Below are 16,971 nucleotides of genomic sequence, written 5' to 3'. Positions count from 1 at the left end.
CAATTTTATGCTTGAATAATTTTAACAACTTCTTCGACATTCTGCTGGGCATGGCTGGTACTGCCTGGCGACGCGCTCTCAAAGATATTGGCTTTGATTTTACCGATCACATGCATTTCGCAAGCTTTGCAATCAAACTTTAGTCTTAACACTTCATCGTCATGTACTAACTGCATATCGCTGACTTTGTTGCGAACGCCGGTAAAGCCTTTGGCCTGTTTAGGGCATAAGTTGAAAGAAAAGCGCAGGCAGTGCTTAGTGATCATTAGTGATACATCGCCCTTTTCTTCATGTGCCTCGTAAGCTGCGTCGATCAGTTGCACACCGTGGCGATAGTAAAAATCGCGGGCTTTCTGGTTATAGACGTTAGCTAAAAAAGAAAGCTGTGTTTCAGGGTAGGTGGGTGCTGGCTTACTGGGCGCTTTGCGTGCTCCGCGCGGCACGCTTGCTAAGCGCGCTTGATCCATAGCGTCTATCGCTTCACGACGCAAAGCTTTGACCTGTGATTGAGGGATGAAATAGGCCTGCTCAGAGTCCAGTGTGCAACTGCTAATGTAGTAAAGGGTGTTGCCGACTTGGCTGAGTGTGTCCTGCAGTTGCTGCAGGGCTCTGTCGGCTTGCTTGGCGAGCTCAAAAGGTCCTGAGATGGCTTTAGTAACTGTTATGCCTTCTTCACTGCTTAGAGTGATCTGTAGCGCGCTGGCACTTGACTCTATTGCCAGCTTGATGGCGACCTTTCTTTCAGCTGACCTCTTTAGCAAAGCTTGTTGCCAGTTGTGATCTAAGTTGCGGTTTAATGGCTGCGGTAAAGAGATGGCTCGCAATGCATCAGGCATAGCATTGAGTTCTAGATGGTACTGCCAGTATTGTTGGCCGTCTTGCTCAAAGTGACTGAGTTGCTTGGCCGTGTTGAGTCTAAAGCCAAGTACTTCACGCTTATGCAAAATATTCAAGCCATCGCCATTATTGAGCACTGTGGTGGTCTGTACCTGTAGGCTGGATTTACCAACGGAAAGAATTTCGCCGACCGGCAGGCCGACAAATTTTGGTGAGTCAAAAGCGCCAATGTCGATTTGTCGATCAACAACAAAATAATCAGTGCTGCTGCGGTGGAAAGTTTTATCGGGATTGGGCACAAAGAAGTGCTCAGTTCTGCCGCTCGAGGCAGGCGCAAGTTCTGGCTTGTCCTGTAGCACTTTGTCGAGTAGTTGGCGGTAATGAGCGGTAATGTTTTTAACATAGCTTAGATCTTTGTAGCGCCCTTCAATTTTAAAAGAGCGTACACCCGCTTCAACCAAGGCATCGATATTATTACTTTGGTTGTTGTCTTTCATCGAGAGCAAATGCTTATCGTAGGCTACCACTGCACCGTTTTTGTCTTTTAAGGTATAGGGCAGGCGGCAAGCTTGTGAGCAGTCGCCGCGGTTGGCGCTGCGCCCAGTCTGGGCATGAGAAATATTGCATTGCCCTGAAAAGGCCACGCATAGGGCGCCGTGAACAAAAAACTCTACCGCGGCATCGACGCTATCGCTAATGGCTTTAATTTCTTGCAAATTTAGCTCGCGAGCTAAAACGATCTGCGAGAAGCCCGCCTGTGACAAGAACTGTGCTTTTTCAACACTGCGGATGTCGCATTGAGTGCTTGCATGGAGTTCTATGGGCGGAATATCCATTTCTAGTACGCCCATATCTTGCACAATAAGCGCATCGACACCGGCATCGTATAAGTCAAAGATTTGGCGCCGTGCGGCTTCTAATTCATTATCGTGCAGGATGGTGTTTAGGGTGACGAATACTTTGGCATGGTATTGATGAGCAAATTCCACCACATTGGCAATATCACTTATTGAGTTAGCTGCGTTGTGTCTTGCGCCAAAGCCTGGGCCGCCGATGTACACAGCATCCGCGCCATGCAAAATAGCCTCTTTGGCAATATCAGCATTACGTGCGGGGCTTAATAATTCTAATTGATGTGCTAATAGTGACATGCTGAACAATGGCTGCGGTAAAAGGTAGGCTATGGTAAGCGCAGTCTGCTATTTGGGCAATCTTATAACGAGCAGCAGGGCTCAGTGAGAGCTAAGTGAGCAACTGTTCTGCTGACATTAGAAAATTGTCGATTGTTCAGTTAGGGTGTTACTGAAGAGCCTTGGCACAGCTAAGTCCTGCTCGTTGAGCGCTAGCTTTTAGCTTTAAGTAATCATCGAAATAAAGAGAATAACTATGACTTTAAAGGCCTTTCTTGCTGCAACAATAATCTTAAGCGCTACAACTTTTGCCCTGCCCAGTCAGAGTGAAGAAACTGTTAAGGGTTACTCATACATGCTGCACACGACTAGGCCAGAGGTAGAGGACCTAGGTCAATTTCCGCCGCACTATGAAAAGTCGGTGCTTGAGTACGTAATGCAGGGGCCCAAACACAGCTTAATCTGGAGTGACAGGCTAAGCGAGCGCAATGTAGACAATGCCTCATTTGCACTTGGCGAGCGGCATATGGGTTTATTCATCCCACACTGGCCAGAAGATAAATCCCCTTTGGAGAGTAGTGGCTGGGAAGAGTACGGTGACAGATACAGTTATAGCGATTTCAGTGTCAAAGTTGAGCGCGCTGAGGGTGAGCGTGAGATCGCTGGCGCTATGGCGCAGCATTATGTGCTCAGCGCTGACTATACCCGCCAGCTAGAGAATGACTTATCCGGCCAGCGCTATCAAATGCATGCGGATTTGTGGATCTGGAGCGACAAGCCTTTTTCCTTTGCACCATTTCGTAGGTCGGGGGCCTACAGTGACCCGCGTTTTGGGGCGGCACTAGTGGCTCGGCTCAGCGAGTTGGGCATGGTTGCGCGCAGCGACGCGCGCCACACGAGTGTGATCATTGATGAGGACGGCCAAGAGAGCGATTACAAGCAGGAAGGTACCTGGACGACATGGATAAGTGAGCTTGAGGCCGCTGATGTACCGGTAGTGAATATGCCTAAAGGTGAGCGAGAAACTCTAGAGCTTTTACAGAGCGAATTCCGCAAGCAAGCACAGGATACTTGCAAAGGGCTGATGGCTGGAAAAACACCGGACTTCATCATAGAGAACTTACATCCTGACCAACAGGCAGCTGTAGCCGAAGATCTGCGAACATCATGCAAGCGTCAGGCCACGCGTGTATTTACTCGCAACATGCAAAAGAACCCACAGTCAGTATGTGGCGATATCCTAGCTACCAAGGTGCCCGAGCCCATTAATCAGCTGCTGAGTGAAGAAGAGCAAGCTAGCTTTATGCAGGCTGCTGTAGCATTTTGTGAAAAGCAGTCTTTACAGCAGCAGAACTAAAATTTCTTCAGTGGTCAGCCTTTAAATTCTATTAAAAACAATGGCTTAAGCTTATTTCTAAGTTATTCACATCTCGGCTTTGGCCCTGCGTAGGCTAGGGTTAAAGCTGGCAATTTTTTGTCACAGGTCCATATGGCATAGTGCTTAGGCTTGTTTTTGCGCTACCTACAATTTGTTAGCTTGGCAAGCTGAGGAAGACTGCTAGTATCAAAGTAGACAAGCTATTTGAAACGCTACTATGCGATTACTGCTTTACAGCTTTGTGTTCCTGATCAGCTACGGCTCGCTCTATCCATTTTCCTTTGAATCGACCTCACTCAATGAGGCACTTCAGTCACCGCTCTTTAACTTTCGTCTTGGCAATAGTGGGCGAGGTGACATGATCGCGAATATTTTGCTCTTTGTTCCTTTTGGTTTTCTGGCGCTGCATAGTTATCCAAGTAACAAGGCGCTGCTGAGAACAATTCAAATCCTGCTTGTGGCTTTTATTTTGGCCTACTTGCTGCAGGTGCTGCAGCTGTTTGTGCCCAGAAGAACGCCAAGTGGAAGCGATGCAATTTGGAACCTGCTGGGTTGCCTAATGGGCTGCGCGCTCGCTCGCTTACCTTTACAGAAATATCAGCGGATCCTTAGCGGGCCGGATGATTTACCTCAGATTGCTTTGCTATTGGGCCTGTTGTTATTGCTTTACAATTGGGCGCCATTCGTACCCTCATTAGATTTACAATTATTAAAAAACAACCTCAAATCAATACTTTTATTTGATATTCAGCCATGGTGGCTGTTGCATAAGGTATTGATTTGGTTAGTCATTTTTCATTTCTTGAGTGAGGGTCGGGGCCCTCTTGCTAGACAGCGTTACTTTCCTCTAATTGTCCTAGTAACGCTCTTTGGAAGCCTTTTTATTGTCGGACACCCAACGAGTACCGAGCATGTAGTGGGCGCTGTGGTGTCGATTCCACTCTGGCATTTAATACGTCAGCGGGAGCGACCCTTGGCACTAGCTCTTGCATTAGGATTAGTCATTCTGGCCACAACCTTTGTGCCCTTTGAATTGCGGGACCAGGCTCGCTCGTTTCAATGGGTACCCTTTGGTGGGGCTCTGGGGGGGAATCTGCTGCTCAATGTGATGTCGATCTTCAATAAAATTATTGTTTATGGCAGCTTGATTTGGCTGCTATTTGAGGCGGGCTTTAGATTGCGAACAGCCACTGTGCTTATCGCTGTAATACTTTTGATAAGTGAGCTGTTGCAAGTGTTCTTTTTCGGGCCCACAGCAGAAATCACAGATCCACTCTTGGCATTAGCCATTGGTTTGGCTTTTCACTGCTATGGGCAATATAGACAAGCACATATACAGCAAGGAGGACAAGCTGGAGGTTTGCCGCCGGTGGTGAGTTGAAAAAGTGGTAAATGGGCCTCTATAAGCGGCAGTAAATCCTGTATATCAGAGCAAAGCACCATCTGTTATTCTCGTCAAAATCGCCAAGTTTAAGTTCTGAGCCCTTTTTTGGATTAAGTGTTGGGGCGTGATATTTCGACAGCCTAAGAGGTCGCTAGATTAGTGATATGTTAAATCGCCCGCCAGCTACTAGGGACTCTGTCCATCAACTCTTTGATACCGTCGATGCTATTTCTGTCCAAGGATACGATCAGCAGCGAAGGGTTATATATTGGAACCGAGGTAGCGAAATTCTTTATGGCTATAGCGCAGAAGAGGCCCTAGGTAAGACCTTAGAGCAACTCATAATCCCTGATGATCTGCGCGATGATGTGATAGCGGCTCACAGAGAGTGGCTGGAAAACGACGTCGAAATTCCCGCAGCAGAACTTACCTTGCGCGATAAGTATGGCCAGGACGTTAACGTTTTCTCAAGCCATGCCATGTTTGTTAACGAGCTCAATGAGTACGAAATGTATTGCATTGATATTAGCTTGGCCGATGTTAAGCAAGCAGAAGCACAGGCAATGCTGAAAGAAAGCTTACTGACATCAGTTTTTGAGGCGACTCCCGATCTGTTTTTCTTGTTGGAAGAAGATGGAACAATTATTAACTATCACTCTGGCAGTGAAAAAGACCTTTATACCTCGCCGGCAAAGTTTCTCGGAAAAAATATAGCAGAGCTGTTTCCAGCTAAGGTCCTTACAAGAGTTCAAACTTACATTGCTAAAGCGATAGGGCGAAAGGGAATAATAAGTTTTGAATACGAACTAGAAATGCCTAAAGGCAAAAGCTTTTATGAGGCTCGAGTTAGGCATATTAAAGAACACAGGCAGATGGTGGTGATGGTTCGAGACATCACCGAGAAACACCTGGCCTCTGAATTAATTCGGAAGCAGGCTTATTATGATGCATTGACCTCTTTGCCCAACCGCTTTTTATCACTAGATCGTTTGTCGCAGGTGATTAAGGATGCCGAAAGATATGGTGGCAAAGCCGCCGTACTGTTTTTAGATATAGACGACTTTAAGAAAGTGAATGATTCGCTGGGGCACGAAGTAGGCGATAAGTTACTTGTTGAAGCAGCAAAAAGACTCTCTAGAGTAGTGCGAGAGACCGATACTGTAGGACGCTTAGGTGGCGATGAATTTATTGTTTTGCTGCGTTCTTTAGGTGATTACTACGACCTAGTAGATGTTGTTAAGAGCATTCTAAGGGAGTTTAGAGAGCCTTTTTTAATTGATGCTAGAGAGCTGGTTCTTACAACGAGCATTGGTGTCGCTGTCTATCCCGAAAATGGCGATAGTGCAACAGAACTGTTGCGCAATGCCGATACCGCAATGTATCAAGCCAAAGCCTCGGGACGTAATACCTATTCTTTTTTTACATACAAAATGAACGACATGATTCTTCGTCGGTTAGAGATCGAAGGGCAGCTCCGCGGGGCGCTAGAGCGTCACGAGTTTGAAGTTTATTACCAACCTAAGTTAGACCTAAAAACAGGAAGTGTCACTGGCGCAGAAGCACTGCTGCGCTGGCACAATCCCGCCTTGGGACAGGTGGGGCCAGATGAGTTTATCCCTGTCGCTGAGCATATCGGCATTATTATTCCTATTGGGAAGTATGTGCTTGAGCAGGCTCTTAGTTTTTTACTTGAGTGGAGAAAAGCTCATCAGCAGCAGTATGCGATTGCGGTTAACTTATCTCCTCTTCAATTCAGAGATAGAGCTTTTGCTAGCTTTGTTGAAGAGTCTCTTGTTAACGCTAATGTCAGGCCTGAGTGTTTGGAGTTTGAAATTACTGAAGGCGTATTGATGATCGGTAAGTCATATGTCGAAGAGGCCTTAAGCAAGCTCCATAAGCTAGGAGTGAAGCTCTCAATGGATGACTTTGGCACTGGGTATTCATCATTGAGCTATTTGCGACAGTATGCATTTGACCTGCTGAAGATTGATCGCAGCTTTATCAGTGGTATCTGCGAAAAAAAGGAAGACCGTGACCTAGTAACCGCCGCCATTGCAATGGCTCACAGTTTAGATTTGCGCGTTATTGCTGAGGGGGTTGAGACCCAAGAGCAACTTAGCTTATTGGCTGACTTAGGCTGTGATATAGCTCAGGGCTACTATTTCAGTAAACCCATGCCGGCCAATGAAATGATGAAATTTCGTTATGACAAAATCAGCGAGTAAGGTCTCTTAACACTGAGCCTTTTTAAGACAGCTAGCTATGGCGTTTTGCTTGGCACTGTGGGTTGTGCTTGCAGAAAGTCATCCTTGATAGCGCTCCGCGAGCACCTCAGGCCTCGTCTCATGTACTTCTGTCAGCACGGAAACTTCCAGTTTTACCCCCTCGGGGGCCGCGGGCAGTTGAACTGCTTCAGCTTCAGTGCCTAGCCACAAACTTAGAATAGCGGCATAGGGGAAAGTAGCGTAAGTGCTAATTTGCTGCATTGCTATGTCTAGGCTAATACGCTCAACGCCCTGCAGGCCCATCAGTGCAGCGCCCCACTGATCTAGATTGGCGCGAGAGAGCTGCGCACTAGAATTTGAGTTTAGTAGCAGCATAAGTCGCCGGGTCCCCGCTTGGGCAATGCTGTTTTCTGCTCCTTTAATAATATGCTCATTGGCAGATGTGGAGCGGATCATCTCAGGCTTCATAAATTTGCGCTCATCGACATCCATAATGGCGCGTATTTCTCCGCTGTTAATAGTGGCAATGTCAGTTCCTGCAGGGAAATAACTCTCCATAATCACATCGAAGTTAATGTCTTTAGAGGCATCAATAACGTGGTTGCGCAGATATTTGCAAAACGGAAAATAGCGCATACCAAGTGGGGCATGCTGCTTTTCGTAGTAATCTCGAAACGTCTCTCGCGTAGTGCCCTCGCGCCGCGTTATAAGGCTTATACCTTTCATCTAAGATGCTCCTGCATGCAATAAGCTAACTTGCTTCGCCCCCTTTATTATTCGCCCCTAGGTTCAGGAGTAAGCAAGTCTTATTTTTAAGTTTACTATCTCATGCCTAGCCTGCGATGATCCACAGATACTTTATGTGGGCAAGTTTTATCGCCTAGCTTGACCCTTGGGCGAGTTTTTTTTGCCTATAAGGCGACATTGAAAGAGCATCTGTGGATTACTCTTTCAACACAGTTTTTAAAGCCTATCAACACTAAGAATTTTTAGGAGTAAAGCAATGACCATTGGCATTGACGTGATTTTGGCAGAGCGAGCTATTTATCGAAATTTAGTCGCTTTTGCGCGGGCCATGGACGAGCGAGATTGGTCGGCCTTTGCTGAGTTCACCACTGAAGATATGACAGCTGAACTAGGTGCTGGAGAACTTGAGGGGCGTGATGTTATCGTCTCATTCATGCGTTCCTTTTTAGATAATTGTGGCCCTACTCAGCATTTACTTGGCAACGTTATGATCGATGTGGATGGTGACAGTGCTACAAGCAGTGCATATGTTAGCGATATGCATCTAGGCAATGAGGATAAGGCCGATATGAGCTTTTTTACACTCGGCCGCTATTACGACGAGTGGAGAAAGGTGGACGATTGCTGGCGCATGGTGCGTCGAGTCAAGAAAAACCAGGGCTATGTTGGATCTTTAGAGATATTTAATCATTAAAATGCGCCAGCAGTTTGTGTGCCGCTCTGTAGTGCTATCACGCTCATATTGCCCCTAGCGGCTAATTGCTATTCAGGACTGCTTTCAGTGGAGTGGCGACAGTGAGAGTTTAGTTGGCACTGGGATTTAGTTATATCAAGCGGCAGCCTAAGCAGAGTATTCAAATAGGGTTTGGAAATAATTATGCTAAAAATGCGCCATCTTTACTTAATCGCTTGCCTCTTTTCTTCGGCCGGCTGGGGCAGTGCAACAGTCGTGGATAATAATCTCCTTGCGAGTGATCCTGAAGGTGCTAACTGGGCAGGTTACGGCCGTACCTTCGATGAGCAGCGCTATAGCCCGCTAGATCAGATCAACGCGGATAATGTGAAAAATTTGAGCTTGGCTTCCTATCTGGATTTAGCCGATATGCATAGCGTCACAACGGTGCCCCTAGCGGTAGACGGTATTGTGTATTTCGCCGCCGGATACAGCGTGATTCACGCGGTGGACGGCAAGACGGGTAAGTTGCTGTGGCGCTATGACCCAGAGCTTTGGAAAACGCATCCCGATATGCTGCGCAGGGCATGGGGAAGTCGCGGTTTGGCCTTCTGGAAGGGCCATATTTATGTGGGCACCATGGATGGGCGTTTACTCGCCGTAGATGCCGGCACGGGTGAGCTGGTCTGGAGTGCCACTACCACTGAAGAAGGCGACAGCCGCTATATCACCGGTGCCCCGCGTGTATTCAACGATAAAGTAATTATTGGGCACGGTGGTGCTGAGTACGGTGCAGTTCGGGGTTATGTCACGGCCTATGATGCGATGACGGGCAAGCAGGCTTGGCGCTTCTATATCACTCCGGGTAATCCGGCCGATGGCTTCGAGAATGAGGCCATGGCTATGGCAGCAAAAACCTGGACTGGTGAATGGTGGAAGTTCGGGGGCGGTGGCACCGTATGGAACGCCATGACTTATGACCCCGAGTACAATCGTATTTACCTAGGTACCGGTAATGGCGCGCCGTGGAACCGCAAGATCCGCAGCCCCGGCGGCGGTGATAATTTGTTTCTCTGTTCCGTGCTCGCACTCGATGCGGATACCGGAGAGTATGTCTGGCACTACCAGACTAACCCAGGTGAGACTTGGGATTACAACTCATCTATGGACATGGTCCTAGCGACCATGGAGCTAGAGGGGAAGCAGCGCAAGGTGTTGATGCACGCCCCTAAAAATGGCTTCTTCTATGTGCTTGATCGCGAAGATGGCCAACTGATCTCTGCAGAAAAGTTTGCCAAGGTGACCTGGGCCGAAAAAATTGATCTGAGCACTGGTCGTCCAGTAGAGAGCCCTAACGCCCGCTATGAAGACGGACCGGTGCTGATCTGGCCGGGCGATACGGGGGCTCACAGCTGGCACCCTATGGCCTTCAACCCGCAGACAGGCTTAGCTTATATCCCAGCTCGAGAGGTGTTTGGCTATTACAGTGATGAGGGGGTCGACATAGAAAACTGGGCCTATGAACCAGGCTTTCAGTTTGCTAACGGCTTAAGCACCAAAGTTAGATCAGAAGAGGTGCCGACAGATCTGGCCACCAGCGCTCTGTTAGCTTGGAATCCCGTGACGCAGCAGGAAGCCTGGCGCATTCCAACGCCAGGGGCCTTTGGTGGAGGCATCATGACTAGCGCCGGTAATCTGGTGATGCAAGCTGATCCGGAAGGTAAGCTAAATGCCTATCGTGCCGACAATGGCGAGTTACTGTGGTCCTATGATCTCGGCGTAGGCAGCTTGTCGCCGCCCATTACTTACCTGGTTGGCGATACGCAGTATGTGTCTATCTTGGCGGGTTGGGCCGGTTCGGTGCAGGCTTTTGGCGCCCTTACTGCTAAGGAAGGTTGGGTGGGACGTCAACAACCACGGCGTCTGATGACCTTTGCTCTAAACGGTAAAGCAGAGTTACCCAAGTCCCAGCCGCAACAACCGCTGTCACCAATAGTTGACGCTGGTTTTAAGATAGATGCACAGAAGGCCGCGCGGGGTCAGGCCGTCTACGCGGCTAAAAACTGCATTATTTGCCATGGTGTGGGCGCCGTTGCTGGTGGGTATGCACCCGATCTGCGGGCCTCGCCTATCCCTTTGTCGGTGGCAGGTTTCACCGCTGTGGTGAGAGAGGGGGCATTGTTGCAGCGAGGGATGCCGAGCTTTAGCGAGCTTAGAGATGATGAGCTTGAAGCGATGCGGCATTACATCCGTAGACGCGCCCATGAAACTGCAGCAGCTTCAGTGGACTAATTGACTGAGCGCTCGATCTACATCCTCAGCTTAAAGCGCGATATGCTTGGCTTAGCGCTAATCAAGAGCAGGGAGTCAGTCAATTGTGGAGTAAGTGCTAAGCGGATGGCTTGTAATCTTGGCGCACCAAGGAGGCCCATGTGTCAGAAATACCTGTAGCCCACCCTCTGAGTCAGGTGATTTATGAGGGAGTGTTGGAAAAGCCTCCTTGGAAGACACTGCTGCACTATCTCGAAAGTTTTATGAATGTGTCCAGCGCTACTCTGGTGCTGCGCCGTCCGCGCCTATCCGATCCAGGACATACCGTGTACCTCTATTCAGACTCGGGGGCCTTGCAGGACTTTCAAACCAGAGCCCACCTCGACTCGCCTTTAGCTGAGCTACCCGAGAAAAAGGTATTCACCCTCGATGATAGGGTGACTCGCTCCGAGCTCAAGTCTTTGGAGTTTTATCAATATCTAAAAGACTATGATGTCTCCGATCTGATTGGCTTTGACGTCTTTGATAAACCTAGCCACATCCGCCTGAGGTTACGTTTGGCCAGAATAGGTGATGCCCCGGCATTCTCTGACTCCGATCGGGCTCGCTTAGAAAGTGTTGTTCCTCTAATGGATAAGGCCTTAAAGCTATATGGTGCTTATACCCATAACAGCTTTATTGAGGAGTTTTACGAGGACCTTCTAGGCTCTATGGATATCGCCTCTTTGATTGTTAACGCTAAGCTGGAGGTGCTGTCGGCCAATTCACAAGCAAAACAGATCCTTAAGTCTAAGGACGGCGTGTTTCTGCAGCAGGATTCACTGCGCTGTCACCAGAGCAGCGATCAGAAAAAGCTAGAGGATGCATGCAATGAGCTACTGCGAGAAGGCAGTGATAAGACAGCTACTGCGCAGACCTCCAGTATCGTGATCAACCGTATTAGCACTGAAACCAAGTGGGATGTGCACATTCGCAGAGTGTCATCGCAGAATGTGGTATTTGACGAGGGCGGGCCGGAGTTACTGTTGTTGTTGCAGGGCCAGGTCCGCGATTTTGCCCCTAGTCAGTCACGTTTGATTGAGATGTTTGGGGTAACCCCGGCTGAGGCAAAGCTGGTTGCACATCTTGTCGATGGGTTAACGCTGACCGCAGCAGCAGAGGCACTGGGGGTGTCGCGGAACACCGCGCGGGCACAGCTTTCATCTGTTTTTACTAAGACAGGGGTCAATCGTCAGAATCAGCTTGTTAAATTAGTGTCAGAGGCCTTCGCTAGCCGTTGGCAGTAGGGGGCTTGCAGCATTAAGCGGATACTCGATACTCTCTGAGCTTGTCTGTTTCATGTGGCGAAGGCTGAGCCTTTAGTACAGTTGTACGATGATGCCCTGACAAAGGGGCTGATAGTATCTATGCTATCAGCTATACCTAATTTATAAGTACTTAATACGTGTGGATCATATGACGACTTACGCAACCATTGAAGATATTGAAAACTGCATGGAGAACGGCTGGACCGATGGCCTTCCAGTCATTCCGCCCTATGGCAGTCTTGTTGATGAGATGTTGGATGCGATGGGTTGGCAGGGCCAAGACATTATTGGCGAGATTCCGAGCCAAAATATCGTCGTGAGGGCTGAAAAAGCGGCAGCAACTGCTGTTATGGCTGGCTGTAAGCTAGAGTATGGTCGTCTTCTAAGAGCGGTGACGGAGGGTCTTTTAGACCCGCTGTTGAATATCAGCGGGGCGGAAGTGACCACTGGTGGCGCATCTATTTTAGTCATTGTCAGTGGCCCAGCTGTTGAGGAACTCGGCTTTGAGCATTCGACCAACGCTTTGGGTGCTAATTGTAGAGCAAATGCTACTGTTGGCCGCTTTGCACAAATGATGCGCTACTTCTGTGGTCGAGGGGGTGGTGTTTTGGAGTCCCACGGCACCATCGGTCACCCAGGTCGTATCAGCTTTTGCATTGCTGAACACCCAGAAACAGCCTGGGGGCCCTATCACACCCAGTTTGGTTTGCCCGAAGATGCATCGGCCATCACTCTGATGTCCACTGAAGGCCCCAACTCAATTAACAACCACTACGCTGAAACCGGTGCCCTGATACTAGACACTATTGGCGACGCTATGTGTCACTATGGTCAAACTGCCTGGTATTACCGATCGGGTGGCTTTGTGGTGGTGATTCCGCCAGACCACATGGACCTTGTGTCTAAAGAATTCAGCCGTGAGCAGGCCTTGGACTACATTTACAAAAATGCACGGCGCCAAACTGATGACTTAATTGCAATGGGTCGTATTGCTAAGTCTCCGATTGAGTTCGCGCAGGTTGTTCCGGGTGAAATGCGCTCGCCGCTAAAGAGCCCAGAACAACTGACTTTCATAGAGTGCGGGGCCGACGGTGGTCGCTTCTCTGCGCTTATTCCACGGTGGGCCGGCAGCACGCACACCGTCTGTAAACAAATAGTATAAAACGCTTAATAAAAGGAGCTTGTCATGACACAAACATCCAACACTGGGCCGGGGAGGAATAGTAGTACCCCGCCGGCGCAGCAGTTGACCAGTTGCGGTGATGTCAGCTGTGAGCTGCTGGTGGATCCAATCCCCAGACCAACGCCCGATCCGATAAAGATCACTCTCAAACCCAAAGTGCCTACTGTGACCTTCTTGGATCACAATAAGCCAAACTCCAAGCTCATCATGACTTATGCGCAAGAGATCTTGCGTGAGCGCGGCGTTGAGGTGAAAGACCAAATCCTGGTAAAGGCTGACGCCAGCGTGCGGATGCCAGAAGCTATGCTGCAATCGCTCTCCCAGGAGGGAGGGCTGGTTCTCTGCGGTATATCCGATTGAGGCAGTTGTTCGTCGGGCAGTTCGCTTGACTCAATAGCTTTACAGCGAAACGGCGTGGCCGGTTTCGCAATTTTGACGCAGCCTTTCGAAGATCAAATCGATCGCTGTATGACCTATCAGCCATCTGATAGACCACTGCCAGCGATTATCGTTGGCCACCCGACGCAAATGGTTGGAGACGACGTTTTGCGTCAACGTGCTGAGCAGATTGCTGATGCAGTTCAGCGCTTATTGAATGATGAGGAACCGGAGAGTCCATCGAAATGAAGAATGAGTTATCGATACTCGGCACTGGAGTGTATCTACCTCCCGCGCGGCCGGTGAAGGAAGTTGTCGCTGAGGCAGGTCAAGATCCCAGCGGATATCAGGGCTGGGACAATTGCTGTCACGCCCTTGAGGATGACCACCCTAGCACCATGGGGGTCGCGGCCTTACGCAAAGCCATGGAAGATGCCAAGGTAGACCCTTCCGAACTGAAGCTGGTTATATTCGCGGGCATGTCCCGCGATTACCTGCCTTCATGGTCGGTAGCGACTGAAATCATGAAAGCCTGCGGTACTGAAGCACACTGCATGGGCTTGGATATGACAGTGGGTTGCCTCGGGGCGCTGTCTGCGCTGGATATGGCTCAGGGTTGGCTGGCAGCTCACGGCGGTGGAGTGGCGGCAATTGTTGCTGCAGAACGCTGGACCTACACTGTCGATTACACCTCTATTGAGAACATGGGGCTGTGGGGGCACAGTGATGGCGCCGCAGCGACTGTGGTTGGTCACAAGACCTCGCATGAGTCAAAAGGGACATTCTGCGGAGCAGAATTTATCACTCAGAGCGACCTCAATGGCACGGTACTCGTAGAGTATGGCGGCACCCGCAATCCTGTCGCGCCTGCCGGTGTAAAACCCTTTGAGCGCAAGCTGATGGGTTTGAGCCGACATGATTTGCGCCAGCGTTATTCCGATGGTTACGCCGGTAGCTTACAAGCACTCAAGGCGCGCTTTGACTGCAATGCTGAGCGAGTGATCATCAACCAGACCGCTAACCTGTTCCTGCAGTTGATTGCAGCAGTTATCGAGATACCGACAGATAACTTTGTCATGACTGGTCATGAAACAGGTCATGTGGGCTCTGCCGATATTTTGATTGGTTTAGATCGCCTGTTAAAGACGGATGGCTTGGATCAGCCTTATTTGATGTTGGGCTCTACGCCCTATGCATTTGGCTCTGGCTTGTTGATGCCTGCATAGCTTTGTTAAGCATAAGACTGCTAGCTTGCGATGAGGGGTGTGTTGTGACAACACACCCCTTTTTACTTATGACTTTCTAATTCGAACACCCTTGTGACAGCCTAGTTCTAGGCTTTGTAAGCCCAGCCCTCATATCTGAAGTGAGTATCAAATTGTCCCGACAGCTCAATAATTGCGTCAATATAGAAGACTTATATCGTTTAGCTAAACGGCGTTTACCCGCTCCTATGTTTGAATACTTACGTGGTGGGGCCGAGGATGAGCTAGCTTTGCAGAATAATCGCAATGCCTATTCAGGGCTTCAATTGATCCCCAATTACCTACGTGATGTGAGCAGTGTCGATACCTCGAGTCGTGTATTGGGCTGTGATGTCGCTATGCCTATAGTGCTGGCCCCTGTTGGTTTTACTGGCCTGTTTCATCACCACAAGGAAGTAGCTGCGGCTGCTGCTGCGGAAAAATATCAAGTGCCTTACTCCCTTGCTACTTGGGGTTCCTCCACGCCAGAGGAAATCAGTGCTGCTTCTAGCGCAGCTAAAATGATGCAGCTTTACATACCCTCAGACCGAGAGAGGGCCTATGTCTTGGCAGAGCGAGCTAAAGCAGCAGGCTTTAGTGCGCTGTGCGTGACCGTAGACACACCCGTACATGGCAATCGCGAAAAGGCCTGGCGTATGGGAATGCCGCCGCCGGCAAAAATGCCGATCAGCTCGATATTAAGTATTCTTAGCCATCCCCGCTGGCTATACAATTTCATCAAAAATAAGCCTACAGCTGGAGTCAGTTTGTTTGACCAAGCGCCGAGCCCACAGGAAATGCTCGCTGCGGGGCCCACTGCTGATCTAGTCTTTGAGGATATTTCTCGCTTGAGGGAGCGCTGGGATGGCCCCCTAGCGATTAAAGGTGTGCTGTCAGTAGAAGATGCCAGTCTAGCGGTAGAGCACGGCGCGAGCGCTATTATTCTCTCGAACCATGGCGGCCGGCAGTTTGATGCAGCCCCAGCCCCTCTCGATTTGCTGCCAGCTATTGTGGATGCGGTAGGTGACCGAGCTGAGATCATTGTCGATGGCGGAATTCGCCGTGGCGTTGATGTGTTAAAGGCGATTGCCCTAGGCGCAACTGCCTGCATGATTGGCCGACCTTATATCTATGGCCTGGCAGCTGGAGGCCAATTGGGGGTGGAGCGCGCGCTGCAAATATTTAAAGAGGAACTGCAGCGCAATATGATGCTGATGGGCGTCACTCGTATTGACGATGTCGATAGCCGCTTTGTTCACGCGCAGGTAGGTACAGCTAATCAGAGTGCTCTATATTAAGTCAGCTAGTGAGCAGCTTTGCGCTGGCGCGTTGGCATGATCATGCTAGCTATGGTTTGGATCTCAGCTATACCTTTTAACTAGCGAAGCCCCTGTGATTCACTCTTATGCTGGGTGGATGACAGGGTATAACTCTAGCACTGTAGTGAATATCAGGAGCAAAGATGTCAATAAAACTGAAAGTTTTCTTCGGGCTGCTGCTCGTTATTTTACTCGCGGTGAGTTGGAGCAGTTTCAGAATTTACCAGGAAATCGATAAGCGCTGGAACGAGGATCCGCTGGTTTGGGAAGATGATATTGCAGCCTTGGAAGCAAAGACGAAAGCGGGTGCCGTGCCGGAAAATGCCATCGTTTTTGTCGGCAGCTCAAGCATTCGTCTATGGGATAGTCTCGTTAAAGATATGTCTCCGATTCCCGTTATTCAGCAGGGTTTTGGCGGTGCCAAACTGAATGATCTTGTGCACTATGCCGAGCGTTTAGTAAATGTTTACAAGCCTGCTGGAGTAGTGGTATTTGCCGGTTCTAATGACATTACCCCAGGGGATGTTAAGCCGCCTGAGCAGCTTCTTAACAGCTATCAACAGTTTGTCGATAAAGTACGTGCCGACCAGCCAGAGCTGCCCATTTATTACATCGCTATTACCCCCTCACCAAGGCGCTGGGAGATCTGGCCCAGCGCCCAGGCTGTCAACGCCTTGATCGAGGATTACAGTGAGCGGACACCGGGGCTTTTTTACATTGATACTGGGCCAGCCTTTTTGGACGCTCAGGGAAAGCCTGATAACGACTACTATATGTTCGATAAGCTTCATCTTAGTGATGAAGGCTACAGGCTATGGACTTCTATTATTCGTCCCCAGCTGCTTAAGGACTACTCGCAAAATCACTGAATCTGGGCTATTTAGCCAAGGTAAAC

At 49.3% G+C, this 16,971-nt stretch carries 13 protein-coding genes; 11 read left to right on the top strand and 2 right to left on the bottom strand.

Annotation, left to right across the window (positions count from 1 at the left end; genetic code table 11):
• Positions 1-5: 5 nt before the first annotated feature.
• Positions 6-1,988 carry a peptidase U32 family protein gene (locus H2508_RS08625; RefSeq protein ID WP_182171927.1) on the bottom strand — a complete coding sequence of 661 codons (1,983 nt, stop codon included), beginning with the start codon at positions 1,986-1,988 and terminating at the stop codon, positions 6-8.
• Positions 1,989-2,223: 235 nt separating this feature from the next.
• Between H2508_RS08625 and H2508_RS08620 the strand changes: the two genes are divergently transcribed.
• The 3 genes from H2508_RS08620 (at position 2,224) to H2508_RS08610 (ending at position 6,954) form a co-directional block, all read left to right on the top strand.
• On the top strand, positions 2,224-3,324 hold the full coding sequence (locus H2508_RS08620; RefSeq protein ID WP_182171924.1) for a hypothetical protein: 1,101 nt from the start codon (positions 2,224-2,226) through the stop codon (positions 3,322-3,324).
• A 238-nt stretch (positions 3,325-3,562) separates the two neighbouring features.
• The gene (locus H2508_RS08615) at positions 3,563-4,726 is read left to right on the top strand and encodes a VanZ family protein (protein ID WP_182171921.1); all 1,164 of its coding nucleotides are present in this window, start codon (positions 3,563-3,565) and stop codon (positions 4,724-4,726) included.
• Positions 4,727-4,893: 167 nt separating this feature from the next.
• Positions 4,894-6,954 carry a putative bifunctional diguanylate cyclase/phosphodiesterase gene (locus tag H2508_RS08610; protein WP_182171918.1) on the top strand — a complete coding sequence of 687 codons (2,061 nt, stop codon included), beginning with the start codon at positions 4,894-4,896 and terminating at the stop codon, positions 6,952-6,954.
• A gap of 78 nt (positions 6,955-7,032) precedes the next feature.
• Here the strand turns inward: H2508_RS08610 and H2508_RS08605 are convergent, their stop codons facing one another.
• Positions 7,033-7,680, bottom strand: a complete 648-nt coding sequence (locus tag H2508_RS08605; protein ID WP_182171915.1) for an EthD domain-containing protein — start codon at positions 7,678-7,680, stop codon at positions 7,033-7,035.
• A gap of 277 nt (positions 7,681-7,957) precedes the next feature.
• Between H2508_RS08605 and H2508_RS08600 the strand changes: the two genes are divergently transcribed.
• From H2508_RS08600 to H2508_RS08560, 8 genes are all read left to right on the top strand, one after another.
• Positions 7,958-8,395, top strand: a complete 438-nt coding sequence (locus H2508_RS08600; RefSeq protein WP_182171912.1) for a nuclear transport factor 2 family protein — start codon at positions 7,958-7,960, stop codon at positions 8,393-8,395.
• 255 nt (positions 8,396-8,650) lie between these two features.
• Positions 8,651-10,666, top strand: a complete 2,016-nt coding sequence (locus tag H2508_RS08595; protein WP_220463674.1) for a PQQ-dependent dehydrogenase, methanol/ethanol family — start codon at positions 8,651-8,653, stop codon at positions 10,664-10,666.
• Between the two features lie 140 nt (positions 10,667-10,806).
• Positions 10,807-11,931 carry a helix-turn-helix transcriptional regulator gene (locus H2508_RS08590; RefSeq protein ID WP_182171906.1) on the top strand — a complete coding sequence of 375 codons (1,125 nt, stop codon included), beginning with the start codon at positions 10,807-10,809 and terminating at the stop codon, positions 11,929-11,931.
• A 169-nt stretch (positions 11,932-12,100) separates the two neighbouring features.
• Positions 12,101-13,114, top strand: coding sequence for a hypothetical protein (locus H2508_RS08585; RefSeq protein ID WP_182171903.1), 1,014 nt, complete (start codon positions 12,101-12,103; stop codon positions 13,112-13,114).
• Positions 13,115-13,138: 24 nt separating this feature from the next.
• Positions 13,139-13,762, top strand: coding sequence for a UGSC family (seleno)protein (locus tag H2508_RS15245; protein WP_328799345.1), 624 nt, complete (start codon positions 13,139-13,141; stop codon positions 13,760-13,762).
• On the top strand, positions 13,759-14,739 hold the full coding sequence (locus tag H2508_RS08570; RefSeq protein WP_182171894.1) for a 3-oxoacyl-ACP synthase III family protein: 981 nt from the start codon (positions 13,759-13,761) through the stop codon (positions 14,737-14,739). The genes H2508_RS15245 and H2508_RS08570 overlap by 4 nt, the downstream gene beginning before the upstream one ends.
• 152 nt (positions 14,740-14,891) lie before the next feature.
• Entirely contained in the window at positions 14,892-16,055 is a 1,164-nt protein-coding gene (locus tag H2508_RS08565) for an alpha-hydroxy acid oxidase (RefSeq protein WP_182171891.1), read from the top strand.
• 164 nt (positions 16,056-16,219) lie between these two features.
• On the top strand, positions 16,220-16,945 hold the full coding sequence (locus tag H2508_RS08560) for a GDSL-type esterase/lipase family protein (protein WP_182171889.1): 726 nt from the start codon (positions 16,220-16,222) through the stop codon (positions 16,943-16,945).
• Positions 16,946-16,971: the final 26 nt, after the last annotated feature.

Source organism: Sediminihaliea albiluteola, from assembly GCF_014077625.1.
GTDB classification, from domain to species: Bacteria; Pseudomonadota; Gammaproteobacteria; order Pseudomonadales; family Halieaceae; genus Sediminihaliea; species Sediminihaliea albiluteola.
The sequence above is the reverse complement of the archived record's forward strand: the minus strand, read 5'-3'. Positions and strand labels throughout refer to the sequence as shown.